Origin of the sequence: Streptomyces sp. NBC_00490 (assembly GCF_036013645.1) — a bacterium.
Taxonomy (GTDB): domain Bacteria; phylum Actinomycetota; class Actinomycetes; order Streptomycetales; family Streptomycetaceae; genus Streptomyces; species Streptomyces canus_F.
The window spans coordinates 8670635-8687591 of the sequence record NZ_CP107869.1; the positions used below are offsets into that span (position 1 = coordinate 8670635).

Consider the following 16957-nt stretch of genomic DNA (forward strand, 5'->3'; position numbering starts at 1 on the left):
TGTATCTGTGAGGATTTGATGCTGGAGATCTCCGAAACCGGCCGTACCTGGCTTCTCTCCGGGCCTGCCAGCAGTTATGCCGTCCACCTCACCGCGGACGACGTCCTGTTGCACCTCCACTGGGGCCCGAGGATCGAGCTGGCCGACGCCGAGGAACTCGCCGCCCGCCCCCTGCCCGCCGAACGCGGCTTCGAGTCCCCGCTCGACGGCCGCGAGGAGTACCCCGTCGAGGGCGGCCCCCGCTTCGTGCGGCCCGCGCTGTCGGTACGCACCGACGAGCGGCGCGGCACCGAGTGGACCTTCGAGTCCCACGAGACCTCCGGCGACGGCGAAGAGCTGCGGCTCCGGTTCCGTGACGGCGGGCTGGCGATCACGCTGCACTACCGGATGCGCGGCGACGTGGTGGAGCGCTGGGTGACCCTGGACAACAACCAGGGACCCGAGACCGTGGAGCTCCTGCGCGCCGACTCCGCCACCTGGACCCTGCCCGACCGCGAGGAGTGGCGGCTGTCCCATCTGCACGGCCGCTGGGCCGCCGAGTCCCGGCTGACCAGCGCCCCGCTCACCTACGGCGAGAAGATCATCGGCAGCCGCCGCGGGCACACCGGGCACCAGTACCTGCCATGGGTGGCGCTGGACACGGACGCCACCGAGGAGCGCGGCGAGGTCTACGGCTGCGCCCTCGGCTGGTCGGGCTCCTGGCGCATCGCCGTGGCCCAGCTCTCCGACGCGCGCGTGCAGATCACCGGCGGCGTCGGACACGACGAGTCGGGCCTGCTGCGGCTGGCGGCGGGGGAGTCCTTCACGACGCCCGTCTTCGCCGGTCTGTGGAGCGACGGCGGCTTCGGCGGGGCGAGCCGGGCGTGGCACGCGTACCAGCGTGCGTACGTCATCCCGGACGCCGACCGGGACCGGCCGGTGCTGTTCAACTCCTGGGAGGCCACCGAGTTCGACATCTCCGAGGAGCAGCAGGGCACCCTCGCCCGGCGGGCCGCGGCGATCGGCGTCGAGCTGTTCGTGGTCGACGACGGCTGGTTCGGCACCCGCACCAGCGACCGCGCCGGCCTCGGCGACTGGACGCCCAACCGCGACCGTTTCCCGGGCGGCCTGAAGCCCCTCGCCGACCACGTGCACGCGCTCGGCATGCAGTTCGGCATCTGGGTCGAGCCCGAGATGGTCAATCCGGACAGCGAGCTGTACCGGGCGCACCCGGACTGGGTTCAGCACCAAGCAGGACGAAAGCGGACGGAGTTCCGCAATCAGCTCGTGCTGAACCTCGCGCGTGAGGACGTCCAGGAGTACCTCTGGGGGCATCTCGACGCCCTTCTGGGCAGCGCCCCGATCGACTACGTGAAGTGGGACTTCAACCGCAGCTTCACCGACGCCGGCTGGCCGGGAGAGGCCTATCCGCAGCGGCTCTGGATCGACCATGTGCGCGCCTACTACGCCTTGCTGGACCGGCTGCGGGCCGCCCATCCGGGCGTCGCCTTCGAGTCCTGCTCGGGCGGGGGCGGCCGTATCGACCTCGGTGTCATGGGCCGCACGGACCAGGTGTGGACCTCCGACAACACCGACCCGCTCGACCGGCTCGCCATCCAGCACGGTTTCGGCCAGATCCACCCCGCGCGCGTGATGGCCGCCTGGGTCACCGACAGCCCGAACGCCATGCTCAACGGCCGGGTCAGCTCGCTGCGTTTCCGGTTCGTCAGCGCCATGGCCGGGGTGCTGGGCGTCGGCGGCGACCTCACGCGGTGGAGCGAGGAGGAGCTCGCCGAGGCCGGTGAGTGGGTGGAGCTCTACAAGGAGATCCGGCCCGTGGTGCAGCGCGGTGACCTCCACCGGCTGCGACCGCCGCGGGGCGGGCTCAGTGCCGTCCAGTACGTCCTCGGGGACGAGGCCGTCGTGCTCGCCTGGCTCCAGGCGCAGAGCTACGGCGAGCCCGTACCGGCGCTGCGGTTGCGCGGGCTCGACCCGACAGCGTCGTACGAATGCCTCGAAACGGGCGAAGTCCACAGGGGTGCCGTATTGCTGCATCACGGACTTCGCGTCGGATTGCGCGGCGACCTTGATGCGGCAGTTCTCCGGCTGCGTCGCATCTGAGCTGTCTGTCCGAATTGGCGCCTTCCTCATCCTTCATTCCAACTCGCTCTGGAATAAGGGAAGCTGTGAATGTGCCACGTGAGGAGCGTCATACCCGTGACCGTGCGTCGCCCGTCATGTCCACGTAATTCCCGTTCTTTTTCAGGGGTTTTGCATGGCGGGAGGCGTGCGCAATTCACGCAGGGTGACCGTTAATTCTCACAGCGGATCAAGAGGAACGCATGCACCGGGAACCTCTCACTTGTCCCTTTGCGTCTTGCTCGCTTACGTTCGCCATCAATCCGGACGGACGCCCAATCCTGCCGCCGCCCGGGGACCGCACAACTCACCCGTGAACGGCAGGAGCGGGGGACCCACAGGTACAACCGCCTGTTCCGGTCTCCGGAACGGCTAGGGGTTAAGTCGCACCTCGGTGCGGCCGGGCATCTCCAGCCCGAACCCGACAGCTCACCTCGCAGGCGCCGGAGAGGAATTCGTCATGCCCGCGAAGGGTAAGCACCGCCGTCCGAAGGCCCAGCGCCTCACCCGTTCGATCGCCGTCGCCGGCACCGGTGGCGCCGCACTCGCCCTCCCGCTGATGGGTGCCGCAGGTGCCCACGCGGCCACCCCGCAGTCCGTTCCGGAGAAGGCCGTCCAGTCCCTTCCGGTCGCCGGGAAGACGGCCACCGAGAAGAAGACCGCGGACAAGAGCGCCGCGAACACCGCGACCGCGCGCACCTATTCGGTGCGGTCCGGTGACTACCTCTCGAAGATCGCCGACGAGCAGAACGTCAGCGGTGGCTGGAAGAAGCTCTACTCCGACAACCGCGAGGCCGTCGGTTCCGACCCGTCGCTGATCCACCCCGGTCTGAAGCTCACCCTCGGCAAGAAGGCCGCGGCGAGCACGGAGAAGTCCGCGCAGAAGTCGGCCGAGACGCGGAAGTCCTCTTCGTCCTCCAGCTCCGCGGAATCCTCCAAGTCCTCCTCGTCGAACACGACGGCGGCGACGCAGAGCAGCGAGACGACCAGCACCAGCAGCGCCAGCGGCTTCACCCTCCCCGTGGCCGGCGCCACCGTCGGTACTCCGTACCGGATGTCCGGCAGCATGTGGTCCAGCGGCTACCACACGGGCGTCGACTTCGTCGTCCCGACCGGCACCTCGCTCAAGGCCGTGGGCGCGGGCACGGTCGTCTCCGCCGGCTGGGGCGGCGCGTACGGCAACCAGGTCGTCATCAGGCTCGCCGACGGCTACTACGCCCAGTACGCCCACCTCTCCTCGCTCTCGGTGTCGTCCGGCCAGACCGTCGCCGAGGGTCAGCAGGTCGGCCTCTCCGGTGCGACCGGCAACGTGACCGGCCCGCACCTCCACTTCGAGATCCGCACCACGCCGGACTACGGCTCGGACGTGGACCCGCTCGCCTACCTCCGCGCGAAGGGCGTCTCCGTCAGCTGACGCCCACCCCCCTGTGCCACCGAAGGCCGGATCCCGATCCCCGGGTCCGGCCTTCGGTGTTCGTTCTTGCGGGTTCATGATCACTTTATTGCGTTCTTGTGGCACGGCTGTCCAAAGCGTCGACAGTGAGGGGAGGGTGGGGACACAGTGATCTCCGTAGCGATGCAAGCGCTTTCTATCCGCATCTTCCGGAGGTCCCCGTGCCCGGCGTCGACCGACGCACCGTCATCAAGGGCGCCGCAGCCGCGGCCGCCGCGGCCCAGTTCTCCTGGGCCCAGTCCCGTACCGCCGCAGCGGCCGACGCGGACGACACCGAACTCCACTGGCTGGAGGGCGCGACGCCCGACGCCCACGCCGGCACCACCTGGGGCGTGCCATGGGCCCGCGGGGCGTACCGGCCGGAGCAGCGGTTCCGGCTGACGACCGCCGCCGGCGACGACGTTCCCCTCCAGAGCTGGGTCACCGGCCACTGGCCCGACGGCTCGGTGAAGTGGACCGCGCACGCGATCGCGCCCGGCGCCCCGAAGGCCTCCGCGTACAAGCTCGCGGCGGGCAGCCCGGCGGCCCCCGAGCGGAAGGTCACCGTCACCCGGTCCGGCGGCCGGGTCGAGGTGTCGACCGGTGTCATCACGGCCGTGTTCGGCACCAAGGGCTCCGACACCGTCGTGCGCAGCGTGCGGCGCGGTGCGGCCGAGATCGCGCGGGACGGGAAGCTGGTCGCCCTGCGGCAGGAGTCCGTGCGCGAGGGCGCCGACGTCGAGAGCTTCGCCGGGCGGGTCGAGAAGGTCGAGATCGAGCAGGACGGTCCGGTCCGGGCCGTCGTCCGCGTCGAGGGCCGGCACCGCAAGGGCGGCCGCGGCTGGCTGCCGTACACCCTGCGCTTCTCCTTCTTCGCGGGCGCGGACTCCTTCCGCCTCGTGCACACCTTCGTCTGGGACGGCGAGCAGAAGCCCGGCTCCGACCAGGGCGACTTCCTGCGCGGCCTCGGTGTCCGCTTCACCGTGCCGCTGAGTGACCAGCCCTACGACCGGCACATACGCTTCGCCGACTCCGGCGGCGGACTCTTCAGCGAGGCGGTCCAGGGCATCACGGGGCTGCGCCGCGACCCGGGCGCGGCGGTCCGCGGTGCCCAGATCGCCGGAGAGAAGCTGCCCGACACCGCCACCTGGGACACCCGCGTCGCCGGCCGCCTCGCCTACATCCCGGCCTGGGGCGACTACACACTCACCCAGCCCAACGCCGACGGCTACACCGTCCGCAAGCGCACCAAGGCGGGCTACGGCTGGATCCACGCGGCCGCCGGGCGGCGTGCCGGCGGCTTCGGCTACGTCGGTGGCGCGAGCGGCGGACTCTCCTTCGGGCTCAGGGACTTCTGGCAGCGCCACCCGGCCCAGCTCGACGTCCGGGGCGCCCACACGGAGGCCGCCGAGGCCACCGTATGGCTGTACTCGCCCGAGGCGCTCCCGCTCGACCTGCGCTTCTACCACGACGGGCTGGGGCAGGACACGTACGAGAAGCAGTCCGACGGTGGTCTGGAGATCACCTATGAGGACTACGAGCCCGGCTTCGGTACGCCGTACGGCATCGCGCGGACCAGTGAACTGACCTTCTGGGCCGTGGAGAAGACACCGTCGGCCGATGTGCTCGCCGCGCAGGCCGCCGCCACCGCGACGCCGCCGCTCCTCACCGCCACGCCCGAACGGCTGCACGCGGCCGGGGTGTTCGGCGACTGGGCGCCCGTCGACCGTTCCGACAAGGCCCGGGCGGTCGTCGAGGACCGCCTCGACGAGCTGTTCGCCTACTACGTCGGGCAGCGGGAGCAGCACCGCTGGTACGGCTTCCTGGACTACGGCGACGTCCAGCACACCTACGACAACGACCGGCACGTCTGGCGCTACGACGTCGGCGGATTCGCCTGGGACAACTCGGAGTTGGGCACCGACCTGTGGCTCTGGTACCACTTCCTGCGCACCGGCTCCGCCGAGGTCTTCCGGTTCGCGGAGGCCATGACCCGGCACACCGGCGAGGTCGATGTGTACCACCTCGGCAAGTGGGCGGGCCTGGGCACCCGGCACGGCGTGCAGCACTGGGCGGACAGCGCCAAGCAGGTCCGTATCTCCACGGCCGCCAACCGCCGCTTCTACTACTTCCTCACCGGTGACGAGCGCACCGGCGACCTGCTGAGCGAACTCGTCGACGTGGAGCGGACGTTCCTGGCGGTCGACCCGCAGCGCAAGGTCCGCACCGACGGCTACACGCCCGGCGACCGGCACGCGCTGTCGGTCGGCTTCGGCACCGACTGGGGCGGCATCTCGGCGGCCTGGCTCACCGAGTGGGAGCGCCAGGGCCCGAAGGCCGCGCAGGCGAGGGCCAAGCTGGTCAACTCGGTGCGGACGATCGCCGCTCAGCCGAACGGGTTCTTCACCGGGACGGGACTGCTCGACGCGGACACCGGCGAGTTCGCCGTCACGACCGGTACCGCCGTGAGCGTGTCGCATCTGAGCGCCGTCTTCGGGCTCGTCGAGACCAACAGCGAACTCGTGTCGCTGTTCGGGGACGAGGAGCCCGAGTTCCGTACCGCCTGGCTGAACTACGCGCAGTACTACAACGGCACGGACGCCCAGAAGCGGCAACTCACCGGCTCCACCTGGAAGTCGGCGCTGCCCGCCGCCCACTCCCGGATCACCGCCTACGCGGCGCACCACCGGGACGACGCCACGCTCGCCAAGCGCGCGTGGAACGAGTTCTACGCCGGCAGCGACACCTACTTCCCCTCCAACGACTGGAACCCGGTCACCGTCAGGACGCCGGCCGTCCTGCGCACCACCGAGGAGATCCCGTGGATCTCCACCAACTCCTCGGCCCAGTGGGCCCTCGCCGCGATCCAGAACCTCGCCCTGATCGGAGACCGGATCCCGTCATGAGACGTGCCTGCTTGATCGCGGCGGTGACCGCGGGGCTGGTCATGGGGGCGGTGCGGCCCGTGGCGGCCACCGGCGATGTCGTACGCCCCGACGACCGGCGCCTGGCCTACGAGGGCCACTGGGGCCGCACCGCCGAGGCGGCGACCACCGTCAACTCCGGTGCCCGGCTGCGCTTCCGCTTCACCGGTGACAGCGTCCACGCCCTCTTCGACGTCTCGTCGATCACCGTGCCCGCGCAGATCTACGTATCGGTCGACGGCGGCCCGAAGCAGCTGTACGCCGTCGACCGGAACGACCTGGAGATCAGAGCGGCCGGGCGGGGGCCGCACACCGTCGAGCTGTCCGTGAAGGACGTCTTCTCGCGGGCCGAGCGGTGGACACCGCCGCTGGAGACCGGTGTGGTGCTCACCGGAGTGCGGGGCCGACTGCTGGGCCAAAAGGTTCCTCACGCGCGGCAGTTGGCGTTCTACGGCGACTCCATCACCCAGGGCGTCATGGCCCTGTGCGACGTCAACACCTCCGACTGCGCCGACGGTACGGCCGCCTATCCCACCCTGGTCGCCGACGCCCTGCACGCCTCGCTGACCCAGGTCGGCTTCGGGCGTCAGGGCGTGATCCAGACCGGCAACGGGGGAGTGCCGGCCGCGTCGGACGCGTACGGCTGGAACTACGCGGGCTCGACGGCGGATTCGGACCGCAAGGCCGATGTGATCGTGGTGAACCAGGGCACCAACGACACCGCGTGGGGGCCGGAAGAGTTCCGCGCCGCCTATCGCGCCTACCTCGACACGCTGCGGGCCGCGGCACCGCATGCGCGCATCCTCGCGCTGCGGCCGTTCAACGGCGCACACGCCGAGGACATCGCCGCCGTCGTCGCCGAACTCGCCGACACCCGGATCGAGTTCGTCGACACGACCGACTGGCTCTCCCTGACGGACGGGGACTTCAACGGGACCGTCCACCCGAGCTCCCGGGGCCATCGCAAGGTGACCGACCGACTGATCACCCTTCTCGCAAAGGAGCACTAGTGCACCGCCCGTACCGCCGAAGAACCGTCGCCGTCGCCTCGGCGGCCCTGCTGGCCGGGTTGTTCTCCGCACCCGCCGGACACGCCGCCGAGGCCCCGCGCCGGGTCGTCGAGAACCTCGACCGCGGTCTCGTCGCCGTACCCTCCGGAGAGGGCACGTTCCTCAGCTGGCGGTTGCTCGGCACCGAGTACGCGCGCCACGGCAACGCCCTCGCCTTCAACGTGTACAAGAACGGGCGGCGGCTGAACCGCACGCCGGTCACCCAGTCCACGACCTACCAGGACGACACGCCCGGCAAGGGCACCTACACCGTGCGCGTCGTCGTCAACGGGCGCGAGCAGAAGCGGAGTCCGGCCGCGCTCGACTTCGCGCAGGGTTACGCCGAGATCCCGCTCGCGACCGCCGACGGCTACATCGTGCAGCATGCCTGGCCCGGTGACCTCGACGGCGACGGGCGGTACGAGGTCGTCGTCAGCCGGCTCTCCGGGACCCGCGACAGGCCCGATCTGCTGGAGGCGTACACGCTGACCGGCGAGCGGCTGTGGCGCGTCGACCAGGGGCCCGGCTCGTACACCCAGGTCGGCGGGAACGGCGCCAACGACCCGGCGCCCGCGGCGATCAGCGGCTCCACGGCGATCGGCGGCTATCGCAACGACGACAACGTCACGGTGTTCGACCTGGACGGTGACGGCAAGGCCGAGGTGCTGGTGCACACGGCCGACGGCACCACCTTCGCGGACGGCTCCCAGGTCACCGCGGCCTCGCCCGCGAACCAGTTCGTCTCCGTGATCGACGGCCCGACCGGCACCGAGCGCACCCGGCAGCCCGTCCCCGACGACTTCGTCGCCGACGGTCCCTCCGGCGGCCACTTCGGCATCGCCTACCTCGACGGCGAACACCCCAGCCTGGTCACCAAGTTGGTCACCCGCGCCGGGGCCAAGCGCGGGGCCTTCCGAATCCTCTTCCAGACCTGGGACTTCGACGGCACCGACCTGACACCCCGGTGGAAGTACGTCGTCCCCGCCACCAGCGGCGCGACCAGCTTCCACCAGATCCGCACCGTCGACGTCGACCTCGACGGCAAGGACGAGATCGCCGACGGCAACTACGTCGTCAACAGCGACGGCACGCTCCGGTACGTCGTCGACGGCGCCGGGCACGGCGATCGCTTCCACATCGCCGACCTCGACCCCGACCGTCCCGGCCTGGAGGGATTCGCCATCCAGCAGGCCGAGCTGGGCGTGATCCCGAACTTCCCCTGGTACTACTACGACGCCGACACCGGCGAGCGGCTGGTCACCGGACAGCACCCGGCGGACTGGGTCGACGACACCGACATCGACGTCGGCCGCGGCAGCACCGGCGACATCGACCCCAACCACCCGGGCTACGAGTACTGGACCTCCACCGCCGACGTCACCGCCCCCGGCGCCGGCGTCCGCAACGTCCAGGACGGCAAGGTCTCCACGACCACGCCCAGCGTCAACTTCCGCATCTGGTGGGACGGCGACAAGGCCTCGGAGAACCTCGACCTCACCCACGTGGAGAAGTGGGACCCGGCGACCGAGACCACCTCGAAGATCTTCGAGCCGTCCGGTGTCGTCTCCGGCGCCCGCAACGCCACCCCGTTCTACGGCGACATCCTGGGCGACTGGCGCGAGGAGATCCTCGCCGAGACCGCCGACCACACCGCGCTGCGGCTCTACACCACCACCGAGCCGACGAGGACACGCCTCTACACCCTCGCGCAGAACGCCGAGTACCGCCTCGGCTGGACCGTACGCGGCTATCTCCAGTCGACGTACACCGACTACTACCTCGGCACCGAGACCCGCCGGGTGCCGAAGCCCTCGATCACCCTCCCGGAAGGAGCCGTCCGCCGTGACGACCACGCGTAGAGCCTTCACCACCCTCGCGGCAGGAGCCGCCCTGGCCGCCCTCGCCCCCGCCACGACCGCCACTGCCCACTCCTCGCACCGGCGCGGCCGCCTCATCGCCCACGACGACTTCCGCCACGGCCTCGGCCAGTGGGCCGTGGAGCTGGAGAAGGGCGGCACCGTCACCGCCTCCCGCGGCACCCTGGAGGTCGAGGTACCGGCCGGTGCGACGATCTGGTTCAAGAAGCGGCTCGAAGGCCCCTACGTCATCGAGTACACGGCCACGCCGGTGTCCGAGGGCGGCGTCAACGACCGGGTCTCCGACCTCAACAACTTCTGGAACGCGGTCGACGTCCGTTCCCCCGACGACCTCTTCGCCACGCGGCGGGGCGGGGCGCTGGCCGAGTACGACTACCTCAGGACGTACTACGTCGGCTACGGCGCCAACACCAACACCACGACCCGGCTGCGGCGCTACGTCGGTGAGGCCGGCGTCCGTCCGCTGATCTACGACTACACGGAGCCGCTGCTCGTGGCGAACGAACCCCACCGGGTCCGGATCGTCTCCGACGGCTCCACCCAGCGGTGGTGGAACAACGGGCGCCTCGTCTTCGACTACACCGACCCGGAGCCGTACACGAGCGGGCACTTCGCCTTCCGGACGACGTGGAGCCACTTCCGCCTGAACGACTTCCGAGTGTGGCGGCTGAGCCCTCAACATCGCTGATCGGAGAGGTATTCCGGGCTTGGCCAACACTTTAGGAGTGGCTTATCTCACCGCACGTCAACCCTTCCTTACGGTCGCGTAGGTCACATTCGAAGGTGAATCATGCCGGGTGTGGCAGACGATTCGAAGAGTGACAGCAGAAGAGTGATCGGGTCGTACGTTGCGGTGGGGGACAGCTTCACCGAGGGCGTCGGCGACCCCGGCCCCGACGGGGCGTTCGTCGGCTGGGCCGACCGGTTCGCGGTACTTCTCGCGGACCGGCGGCCCGAGGGCGCCTTTATGTACACCAACCTCGCCGTGCGCGGAAAGCTGCTCGACCAGATCGTGGAGGACCAGCTTCCCAAGGCCGTGGAACTCGCCCCGGACCTGGTCTCCTTCTGCGCCGGCGGCAACGACATCCTCCGACCCGGAACCGACCCCGACGAGGTCGCCGAGCGCTTCGAGCGGGCCATCGCCCGGCTCTCCGAGGCGTGCGGGACCGTGATGGTGACCACCGGCTTCGACACCCGTGACGTGCCCGTGCTCAAGCACCTGCGCGGCAAGATCGCCACGTACAACGGACATGTGCGGGCGGTCGCCGACCGCTACGGCTGTCCCGTCCTCGACCTGTGGTCCCTGAAGACGATCCAGGACCGCAGGGCCTGGGACGGCGACCGGCTCCACCTGTCGGCGGACGGGCACACGCGCGTGGCGCTCCGGGCCGGCCAGGTGCTCGGTCTGGAGGTCCCTGCCGACCCCGACCAGCCGTGGCCGCCGCTGCCGCCGCGCGGCACCCTCGACATCCGGCGCGACAACGTGCAATGGGCGCGCGAGTACCTGGTGCCGTGGATCGGGCGCCGGTTGCGCGGGGAGTCCTCGGGCGACCATGTGACGGCCAAGGGCGCGCTGTCGCCGGACGACATCAAGATGCGGATCGCCCCGGTGGCGTGACGGCGGTACGGGCCGCGCGGTGGCGGCTCGACCAGTGAGGTGACCGCGCGGGAGTGGTGCGCGGTCCGGTCCCGGGGCCGGTGCTGGGATGACGGCACACCGTCACCCCGCCCCCGGAAGGACCGGACGCGCATGCCCGTCCCCCGTACGACCGTCACGGCGGTCGCCGTCATCCTCCTGGCCCTGGGCGTGCCCGCCGTCACCGCACCCGGGGCCGCCGCCGCGGGCGGTGCCGTCCCCGCGGCCCGTGTCACGTCGGCGCCCGCCACCGTCACCGTGACCGGCGAGGGCAGCGCCGTCGCGAAGCCCGACATCGCCGTGGTCGGCGCCGGGGTGGAGGCCACCGCCAAGACCACCCGGGCCGCGCTGGACGCGCAGAACGAGGCGGCCGCCGCACTGCTGAAGGCGGCGCGTGCCCAGGGGATCGCCGACCGGGACATCCGTACCGAGAACGTCTCCCTCAGCTCCGTGTACGACTACCAGGACGGCGAGTCGACGCTGAAGGGCTACCGGGCCGCGCAGTCCTTCTCGATCAAGGTGCGCGAGGTGGCTGCCCTCGGCGCCCTGATCACGGCCGTCACCGAGGCCACGGGCGACGCGGGCCGCATCCATTCCGTCGTCTTCGATCTCGACGACCGCCGCCCGCTCCAGGCCCGCGCCCGCAAGGCCGCGTACCGGGACGCCCACGCCAAGGCCGCACAGTACGCCGGGCTCGGTGGCCACCGCCTCGGCCGCCTCGTCTCGCTCAGCGAGGGCGGCACCGGATACGTCCTCCCGATGCCACCGGTCTCCGGGGACACGCCGGGCGCGGGCCTCGGCGCGGTACCCCTCGCACCGGGGGAGATCAGGGCGACGGCCTCGGTCACGGCCGTGTACCAGCTGGACTGACGAGCCGTACGGGTGCGGACGGGCACGCGACGGCTACGCCCGGATCCAGCGCCGCAGTGCCTCGACCGTGTTCTCCGGCGACGAGTTGAAGCACAACCGGATCCCGGGCGCCTCCTCGGTGAGCACGTTGACCAGCCGTTCGAACAGCACGGTGTGCTCCGGCGCCATCCGTACGCCGCCCCCGATCATCGCCAGGCCGAACGCATCCGCCCGCAGCCGTTCCCGGACGGCCGCCTCGGAGCGGTCCGGATCGGTGTCGATCAGACAGGGGACCACATCGAACCCCGCCTCGCGCAGCGCCGTGTGCGCCGCCTCGATGCGGGCGGTGAAGGCCGTCTCGTCGACACCCTCGGGCATCCGGCTGTAGTCGAGCACCCGCGGGTGCAGTCCGACGGACAGCACCTTCGTCGTGCTGGGCAGGGGAGGTGAGGCAGTCGGTAAGACCACGGGCGGGGCCCTCTCTGCGGACGGGGTCGGATCCGGCTCTGCTGGGCGCCGCTCCGTGCGTGGGGCCGGTGCGGCCCCCTCAGCGCTCCTGTGCGCTCAACGTCTCGGCTCCCAGGCCGAGTTCCCGGGCCAGGGCCTCGTCCACCCACTCCTGGGCGCGGGAGCGGGACACGGCTCCCGGATAGGACGTCAGCTGTACGGCGAGACCGTCGAGCAGGGCGGTGAGGCGCAGGGCCGTGCCGTCCGGGTCGGGGCAGTGGAACTCGCCCGCGGCCATGCCCTCCCTGACGACCTCGGTGATCGCCGCCTTCCACCGCCGGTCGAGGTCCCGGGTGACCTCCTGCAGCGCGGGCTCGCGCAGCGCCGCCGCCCAGCCCTCGATCCACAGCCGCCAGCCCTTGGCCTGGCCGGTCGGGGCGTACCAGCGCACGGCGGACCGCAGCCGGCGCAGCGCGGTCGTGCGGCGGCCGAGCAGCTTGCGCAGCTGTGCGAGGTCGTCCTCCGCGGCGTGCCGGAACGCGGCGGCGACCAGCTTCTCCTTCGTCGAGAAGTGGTAGAGCACCAGCGCGTTGCTGACCCCGAGCGCCGAGGCCACGTCGGCGATCCTGACCGCCGCCACGCCCCGCGCCTCGATCTGCTCGACGGCGGCCCGCAGCAGCTCCTCGCGCCGCTCGGCCACACCCAACCGCACTCTCGCCACGCGGCCACCCTATCGAGGCAGATCATGGGAGCGCCGATGGGCCGCGGTCATCGGAACCGGCCGGAACAGCGCGGATGCCGCCGACGCCGGCCGCGACGTTGCCGACACCACCACCGGCCGATGCGCCAAAGGCCCCGTTCACGCCCGGACGGACCGAGCTACGACAAGGCTCCTCCCGCCGACATCCGCCGACATCCGCCGACATCCGCCGACATCCGCCGGCATCCGCCGAACCGCCAGGACCCACCCCGCTGTACCCGCGGCACCGCCGGTGGCGACCGTCACCGGTACCACCCGAACCGTTCCGCGATCACCGGCAGCCGGTCGGCGACGATCGCGTGTGCGGCGGCGCGCGGTGACGACCCGTCGGCCTCCGCGCGGGCCAGCATCAGCTCGACGAGCGCCCGCATGGCGCGGCGGGTGTGCGCGAACGCCTCTTCCGCGTCGGCGCCGATGTCGCCGAACAGGGTCCACCACCACCAGGCGTTCGTCGCGGAGTTCACGACGACGTCGGGCAGCACGGTGACGCCCCGCGCGGCCAGCAGCGCCTCCGCCGCGGGCAGGACGGGCATGTTCGCGGCCTCCACGATCCAGCGGGCGGTGATCCGGGCCTGGTTGGAGACGTCGATCGCGTACGACACCGCCGCGGGCACCAGCACCTCCGCGTCGGCGGACAGCCAGGCGTCGCCCGGCAGTTCACGGTCGCCGGGGCGCAGCACGGCGCGGTCCACGGTGCCGTAGGCGTCCCGCCCGGCGAGCAGCGCCTCCACGTCGAGGCCGGCCGGGTTGGCGATCGTGCCCTTGATGTCGGCGACGGCCACGACGTGGAGTCCCGCGCGCGCAAGGAACCGTGCCGTGGCTCCGCCCATCGTGCCGAGCCCCTGCACCGCGACCCGCGTGCCCGCGTACGGCATCCCGGCCCGGTCCAGGGCGGCGAGCACCGACTCGGCGACCCCGCAGCCGCCCGCCAGTTCGTCGAGCCCGATGCCGTCCACCTCGACCGCGAACGCCTCCGCGAGCCGCCGCCGGGCCGCCGTCTCGTCGTCGAGCAGCGGATACACGGCCTGGATCGAGGAGACGAGCCCCGCCTCGGCCGCCGCCCGGTCCACGAGGTCCTGGGTGAGGCCGAGGTCCTCGCCGGTGGTCCAGAAACTCTCGACGTACGGTCCCGTCGCCCGCAGGAAACGCACGAGGATGCCGTACGCCGCCGGGTCCCGGGGATCGCAGTCGATGCCGCCCTTCGCGCCGCCCAGGGGGATGTAGCGGCCCTCGGGGTCGTAGTGCAGCGCTTCCTTCATCGTCATGCCGCGGGCCAGTCCGGTGACCTCGTCCAGGGTGCAGCCCTCGCGCATGCGCAGCCCGCCGCTGGACACGCCGCGCACCAGCCGGTCGACGACCAGGAAGCCCTGTCGGCCGGTGACATGGTCGGTCCAGGTGAGCGACAGCAGAGGGGTGGTCATGAAGGCTTCTCCTGGTCGATTACTGAACGGTGAGTCAGTATCGGGAGGCGGTCGGGGCGCTGTCAACGCGAGGGGAAACCGGTTGACGGGTCCGGATCCGGGGCTGTTACGTTCCGTTGGGGAACGTACTGGTCGGTGGATGGGGGCGGGGACGTGGCGAACGTCGTCGAGTTGTCGTACTACCCGGTGAAGGGATGCGCCGGGATCTCGGCGAGCGAGGCGATGGTGACGCCGGCCGGGCTCGCCCACGATCGCGCCTTCATGGTCGTGAGCGACGAAGGGGTCTTCCGGACCCAGCGGCGCGACCCGCGGCTCGCGCTGATCCTGCCCGGCATCGACGCCGCGGGCGAGCGGCTCACGCTGCGCGCGCCGGACCATGGCGAGGTGGCCGTCGACGTCGACACCGCCGGAGAGCGGCGGCCCGTCGAGCTGTTCGGGAAGCCGTTCCGGGGCATCGACCAGGGCGACTCCGCGGCGCGGTGGCTCACCGACGTGCTCGGCGTCCCGAGCAGGCTCGTCCGGGTACCGCCGGAGCATGACCGGGTCACCGACGGCAGAACGCCGGGCACCGCCGGCTGGGCGGACAGCGGCGCGCTGCACGTGCTGTCGCGCTCCAGCCTCGACCTGCTCAACGAGAGGATCGCCGAGCGGGGCGGGGAACCCCTGTCGATGAACCGCTTCCGCCCCAACATCGTGATCGGCGGCTGGGACACCCCGCACACCGAGGACCGCGCCCACCGCATGCTGATCGGCGGCACCGAACTCGCCTACGCGAAGCTCGCCGTCCGCTGCGCCGTCACCCTGGTCGACCAGGAGCGCGGCGCCAAGGGCGGCCCGGAACCCATCCGCACCCTGGCCGGCTACCGCCGCGGCGCCGTCGGCACCGTGTTCGGCGTGAAGTTCTCCGTGCTGCGGCAGGGCAAGCTGGCGGTCGGCGACGAGGTGGACGTCACGGCGTGGGGCGCCGCCGAAGTGGAATTCACGCGGCCGTGACCAGGGCGGTCCTGGTTTGTCGGAGCGGCCGACCATAATGGAACGCCTCACCGACTCCACCTGGAGGTACCGTGTCCGGTTTCCGTTCCCTGAGCTCCGGGCTCCGCGCGCTGCAGCCCGCGGCCTTCGGCGTGGACCCGAGCGGTGAGCGCCTCGCGCGCATCCGTAGATCCCCGCACTTCAAGGACGGGGTCTTCCAGAACCCGGGCGGCTTCGCCCGCACCCGGCCCTCCGGCTCGACGGTGGAGTTCGCGAAGGTCTTCTTCGACAAGGACCAGCGGCCCCGCCGCGCCCCCGAGGGCCGGATCCCCGTGCACCCCACCACCCTCGCCGACATCTCCCGGCCGCCGGCCACGGGGCTGCGGCTGACCTGGATGGGCCACTCCAGCGTGCTCGCGGAGATCGACGGACACCGGGTGCTCTTCGACCCGGTCTGGGGCGAGCGCTGCTCCCCGATCCCCTTCGCCGGGCCCAAGCGCCTCCACCCGGTTCCCCTGCCGCTGGCCGCGCTCGGCCCGGTCGACGTGGTCGTCATCTCGCACGACCACTACGACCACCTGGACATGCCCTCCATCAAGGCGCTGGCGGGCACCGACACCCTCTTCGCGGTGCCGCTCGGCGTCGGCGCCCACCTGGAGCACTGGGGCGTCTCCGCCGACCGGCTGCGCGAGCTGGACTGGCACGAGACGACCAAGGTCGGCGGCCTCACCCTGACCGCCACCCCGGCCCGCCACTTCTGCGGCCGCGGCCTGCGCAACACCCAGCACACCCTCTGGGCCTCCTGGGTCGTCGCCGGCGAGGAGCACCGGGTCTTCCACAGCGGGGACACCGGATACTTCGAGGGCTTCAAGGACATCGGCGCCGAGCACGGCCCGTTCGACGCCACGATGATCCAGATCGGCGCGTACAGCGACTTCTGGCCCGACATCCACATGACACCCGAGGAGGGCATGCGCGCCCACCTCGACCTCCAGGGCGGACCGTCGGCCGGACCGATGCTGCCGATCCATTGGGCGACCTTCAACCTGGCCACGCACGCGTGGGCGGACCCGGGGGAGGGCAGCCTCGCGGCCGCCCGCCGGGCCGGGTCCCGGGTCGCCCTGCCCCGGCCGGGCGAGCCCTTCGAGCCCACCGCCGAGACCGTGCCGGGCGAGCCGTGGTGGCGAGGTGTCGCGGCGGTGCCGGCGGGCGGGTGGCCCGCGGACGGCGTGGGTGGCGAGACGGGCCCGGCGACCGACACGGCCCGTGACATTCCCGGTGCCGCGCCCGAGGGCACCGGAGAGCCCGAGATCGTGCCCGCGGGCTGATCCCGGGCCGAACAGCGACTGACGGCGAGGGCCGGAGAGCGTCACGCTCTCCGGCCCTCGCCGTCTTCTCGTGACCGCTTCTGACCAGGTCCGATCAAAGTCCGCTCGTTCCCGAACGGACGTCCGAGGGCTTATCGGGCTGTC

The 16957-nt window shown here is 71.5% G+C and carries 13 protein-coding genes and 1 riboswitch; of the genes, 10 read left to right on the forward strand and 3 right to left on the reverse strand.

Annotation, left to right across the window (positions count from 1 at the left end; genetic code table 11):
• Window positions 1-18 precede the first annotated feature (18 nt).
• From OG381_RS39460 to OG381_RS39495, 8 genes are all read left to right on the forward strand, one after another.
• Window positions 19-2100: an alpha-galactosidase gene (locus OG381_RS39460; RefSeq protein WP_327720758.1), complete on the forward strand. Its 2082-nt coding sequence runs from the start codon at window positions 19-21 to the stop codon at window positions 2098-2100.
• Window positions 2101-2416: 316 nt separating this feature from the next.
• A riboswitch (cyclic di-AMP (ydaO/yuaA leader) is annotated at window positions 2417-2574 on the forward strand.
• Window positions 2575-2578: 4 nt separating this feature from the next.
• The gene (locus tag OG381_RS39465) at window positions 2579-3532 is read left to right on the forward strand and encodes a M23 family metallopeptidase (RefSeq protein WP_327720759.1); all 954 of its coding nucleotides are present in this window, start codon (window positions 2579-2581) and stop codon (window positions 3530-3532) included.
• 200 nt (window positions 3533-3732) lie between these two features.
• Window positions 3733-6456 (forward strand): exo-rhamnogalacturonan lyase family protein, encoded by a 2724-nt coding sequence (locus tag OG381_RS39470; protein ID WP_327720760.1) that lies wholly within the window; start codon window positions 3733-3735, stop codon window positions 6454-6456.
• Window positions 6453-7484, forward strand: coding sequence for a GDSL-type esterase/lipase family protein (locus OG381_RS39475; protein ID WP_327720761.1), 1032 nt, complete (start codon window positions 6453-6455; stop codon window positions 7482-7484). The genes OG381_RS39470 and OG381_RS39475 overlap by 4 nt, the downstream gene beginning before the upstream one ends.
• On the forward strand, window positions 7484-9382 hold the full coding sequence (locus tag OG381_RS39480; RefSeq protein WP_327720762.1) for a rhamnogalacturonan lyase family protein: 1899 nt from the start codon (window positions 7484-7486) through the stop codon (window positions 9380-9382). Before OG381_RS39475 ends, OG381_RS39480 begins: the two co-directional genes overlap by 1 nt.
• Entirely contained in the window at window positions 9366-10088 is a 723-nt protein-coding gene (locus tag OG381_RS39485; RefSeq protein ID WP_327720763.1) for a DUF6250 domain-containing protein, read from the forward strand. The genes OG381_RS39480 and OG381_RS39485 overlap by 17 nt, the downstream gene beginning before the upstream one ends.
• Before the next feature lie 144 nt (window positions 10089-10232).
• The gene (locus OG381_RS39490; RefSeq protein WP_327722676.1) at window positions 10233-11018 is read left to right on the forward strand and encodes an SGNH/GDSL hydrolase family protein; all 786 of its coding nucleotides are present in this window, start codon (window positions 10233-10235) and stop codon (window positions 11016-11018) included.
• Window positions 11019-11150: 132 nt separating this feature from the next.
• A complete protein-coding gene (locus OG381_RS39495; RefSeq protein ID WP_327720764.1) occupies window positions 11151-11906 on the forward strand; it encodes an SIMPL domain-containing protein in 756 nt (251 codons plus the stop codon).
• A gap of 33 nt (window positions 11907-11939) precedes the next feature.
• On the opposite strand, the gene OG381_RS39500 is transcribed toward OG381_RS39495, so the two are convergent.
• From OG381_RS39500 to OG381_RS39510, 3 genes are all read right to left on the reverse strand, one after another.
• Window positions 11940-12353, reverse strand: a complete 414-nt coding sequence (locus tag OG381_RS39500; protein WP_327720765.1) for a hypothetical protein — start codon at window positions 12351-12353, stop codon at window positions 11940-11942.
• Between the two features lie 79 nt (window positions 12354-12432).
• The gene (locus OG381_RS39505; RefSeq protein ID WP_327720766.1) at window positions 12433-13053 is read right to left on the reverse strand and encodes a TetR/AcrR family transcriptional regulator; all 621 of its coding nucleotides are present in this window, start codon (window positions 13051-13053) and stop codon (window positions 12433-12435) included.
• Window positions 13054-13334: 281 nt separating this feature from the next.
• The gene (locus OG381_RS39510; RefSeq protein WP_327720767.1) at window positions 13335-14513 is read right to left on the reverse strand and encodes a Glu/Leu/Phe/Val dehydrogenase dimerization domain-containing protein; all 1179 of its coding nucleotides are present in this window, start codon (window positions 14511-14513) and stop codon (window positions 13335-13337) included.
• 153 nt (window positions 14514-14666) lie between these two features.
• On the opposite strand from OG381_RS39510, the gene OG381_RS39515 reads away from it, so the two are divergent.
• Window positions 14667-15506 (forward strand): MOSC domain-containing protein, encoded by an 840-nt coding sequence (locus OG381_RS39515; protein WP_327720768.1) that lies wholly within the window; start codon window positions 14667-14669, stop codon window positions 15504-15506.
• Window positions 15507-15577: 71 nt separating this feature from the next.
• On the forward strand, window positions 15578-16813 hold the full coding sequence (locus tag OG381_RS39520) for an MBL fold metallo-hydrolase (RefSeq protein WP_327720769.1): 1236 nt from the start codon (window positions 15578-15580) through the stop codon (window positions 16811-16813).
• Window positions 16814-16957: the final 144 nt, after the last annotated feature.

What these genes read in the sequence shown, in the direction of transcription:
- OG381_RS39510 (WP_327720767.1), bottom strand. Translation starts at nt 14,513, where the DNA reads ATGACCACCCCTCTGCTGTCGCTCACCTGGACCGACCATGTCACCGGC.
- OG381_RS39495 (WP_327720764.1), top strand. Translation starts at nt 11,151, where the DNA reads ATGCCCGTCCCCCGTACGACCGTCACGGCGGTCGCCGTCATCCTCCTG.
- OG381_RS39460 (WP_327720758.1), top strand. Translation starts at nt 19, where the DNA reads ATGCTGGAGATCTCCGAAACCGGCCGTACCTGGCTTCTCTCCGGGCCT.
- OG381_RS39475 (WP_327720761.1), top strand. Translation starts at nt 6,453, where the DNA reads ATGAGACGTGCCTGCTTGATCGCGGCGGTGACCGCGGGGCTGGTCATG.
- OG381_RS39465 (WP_327720759.1), top strand. Translation starts at nt 2,579, where the DNA reads ATGCCCGCGAAGGGTAAGCACCGCCGTCCGAAGGCCCAGCGCCTCACC.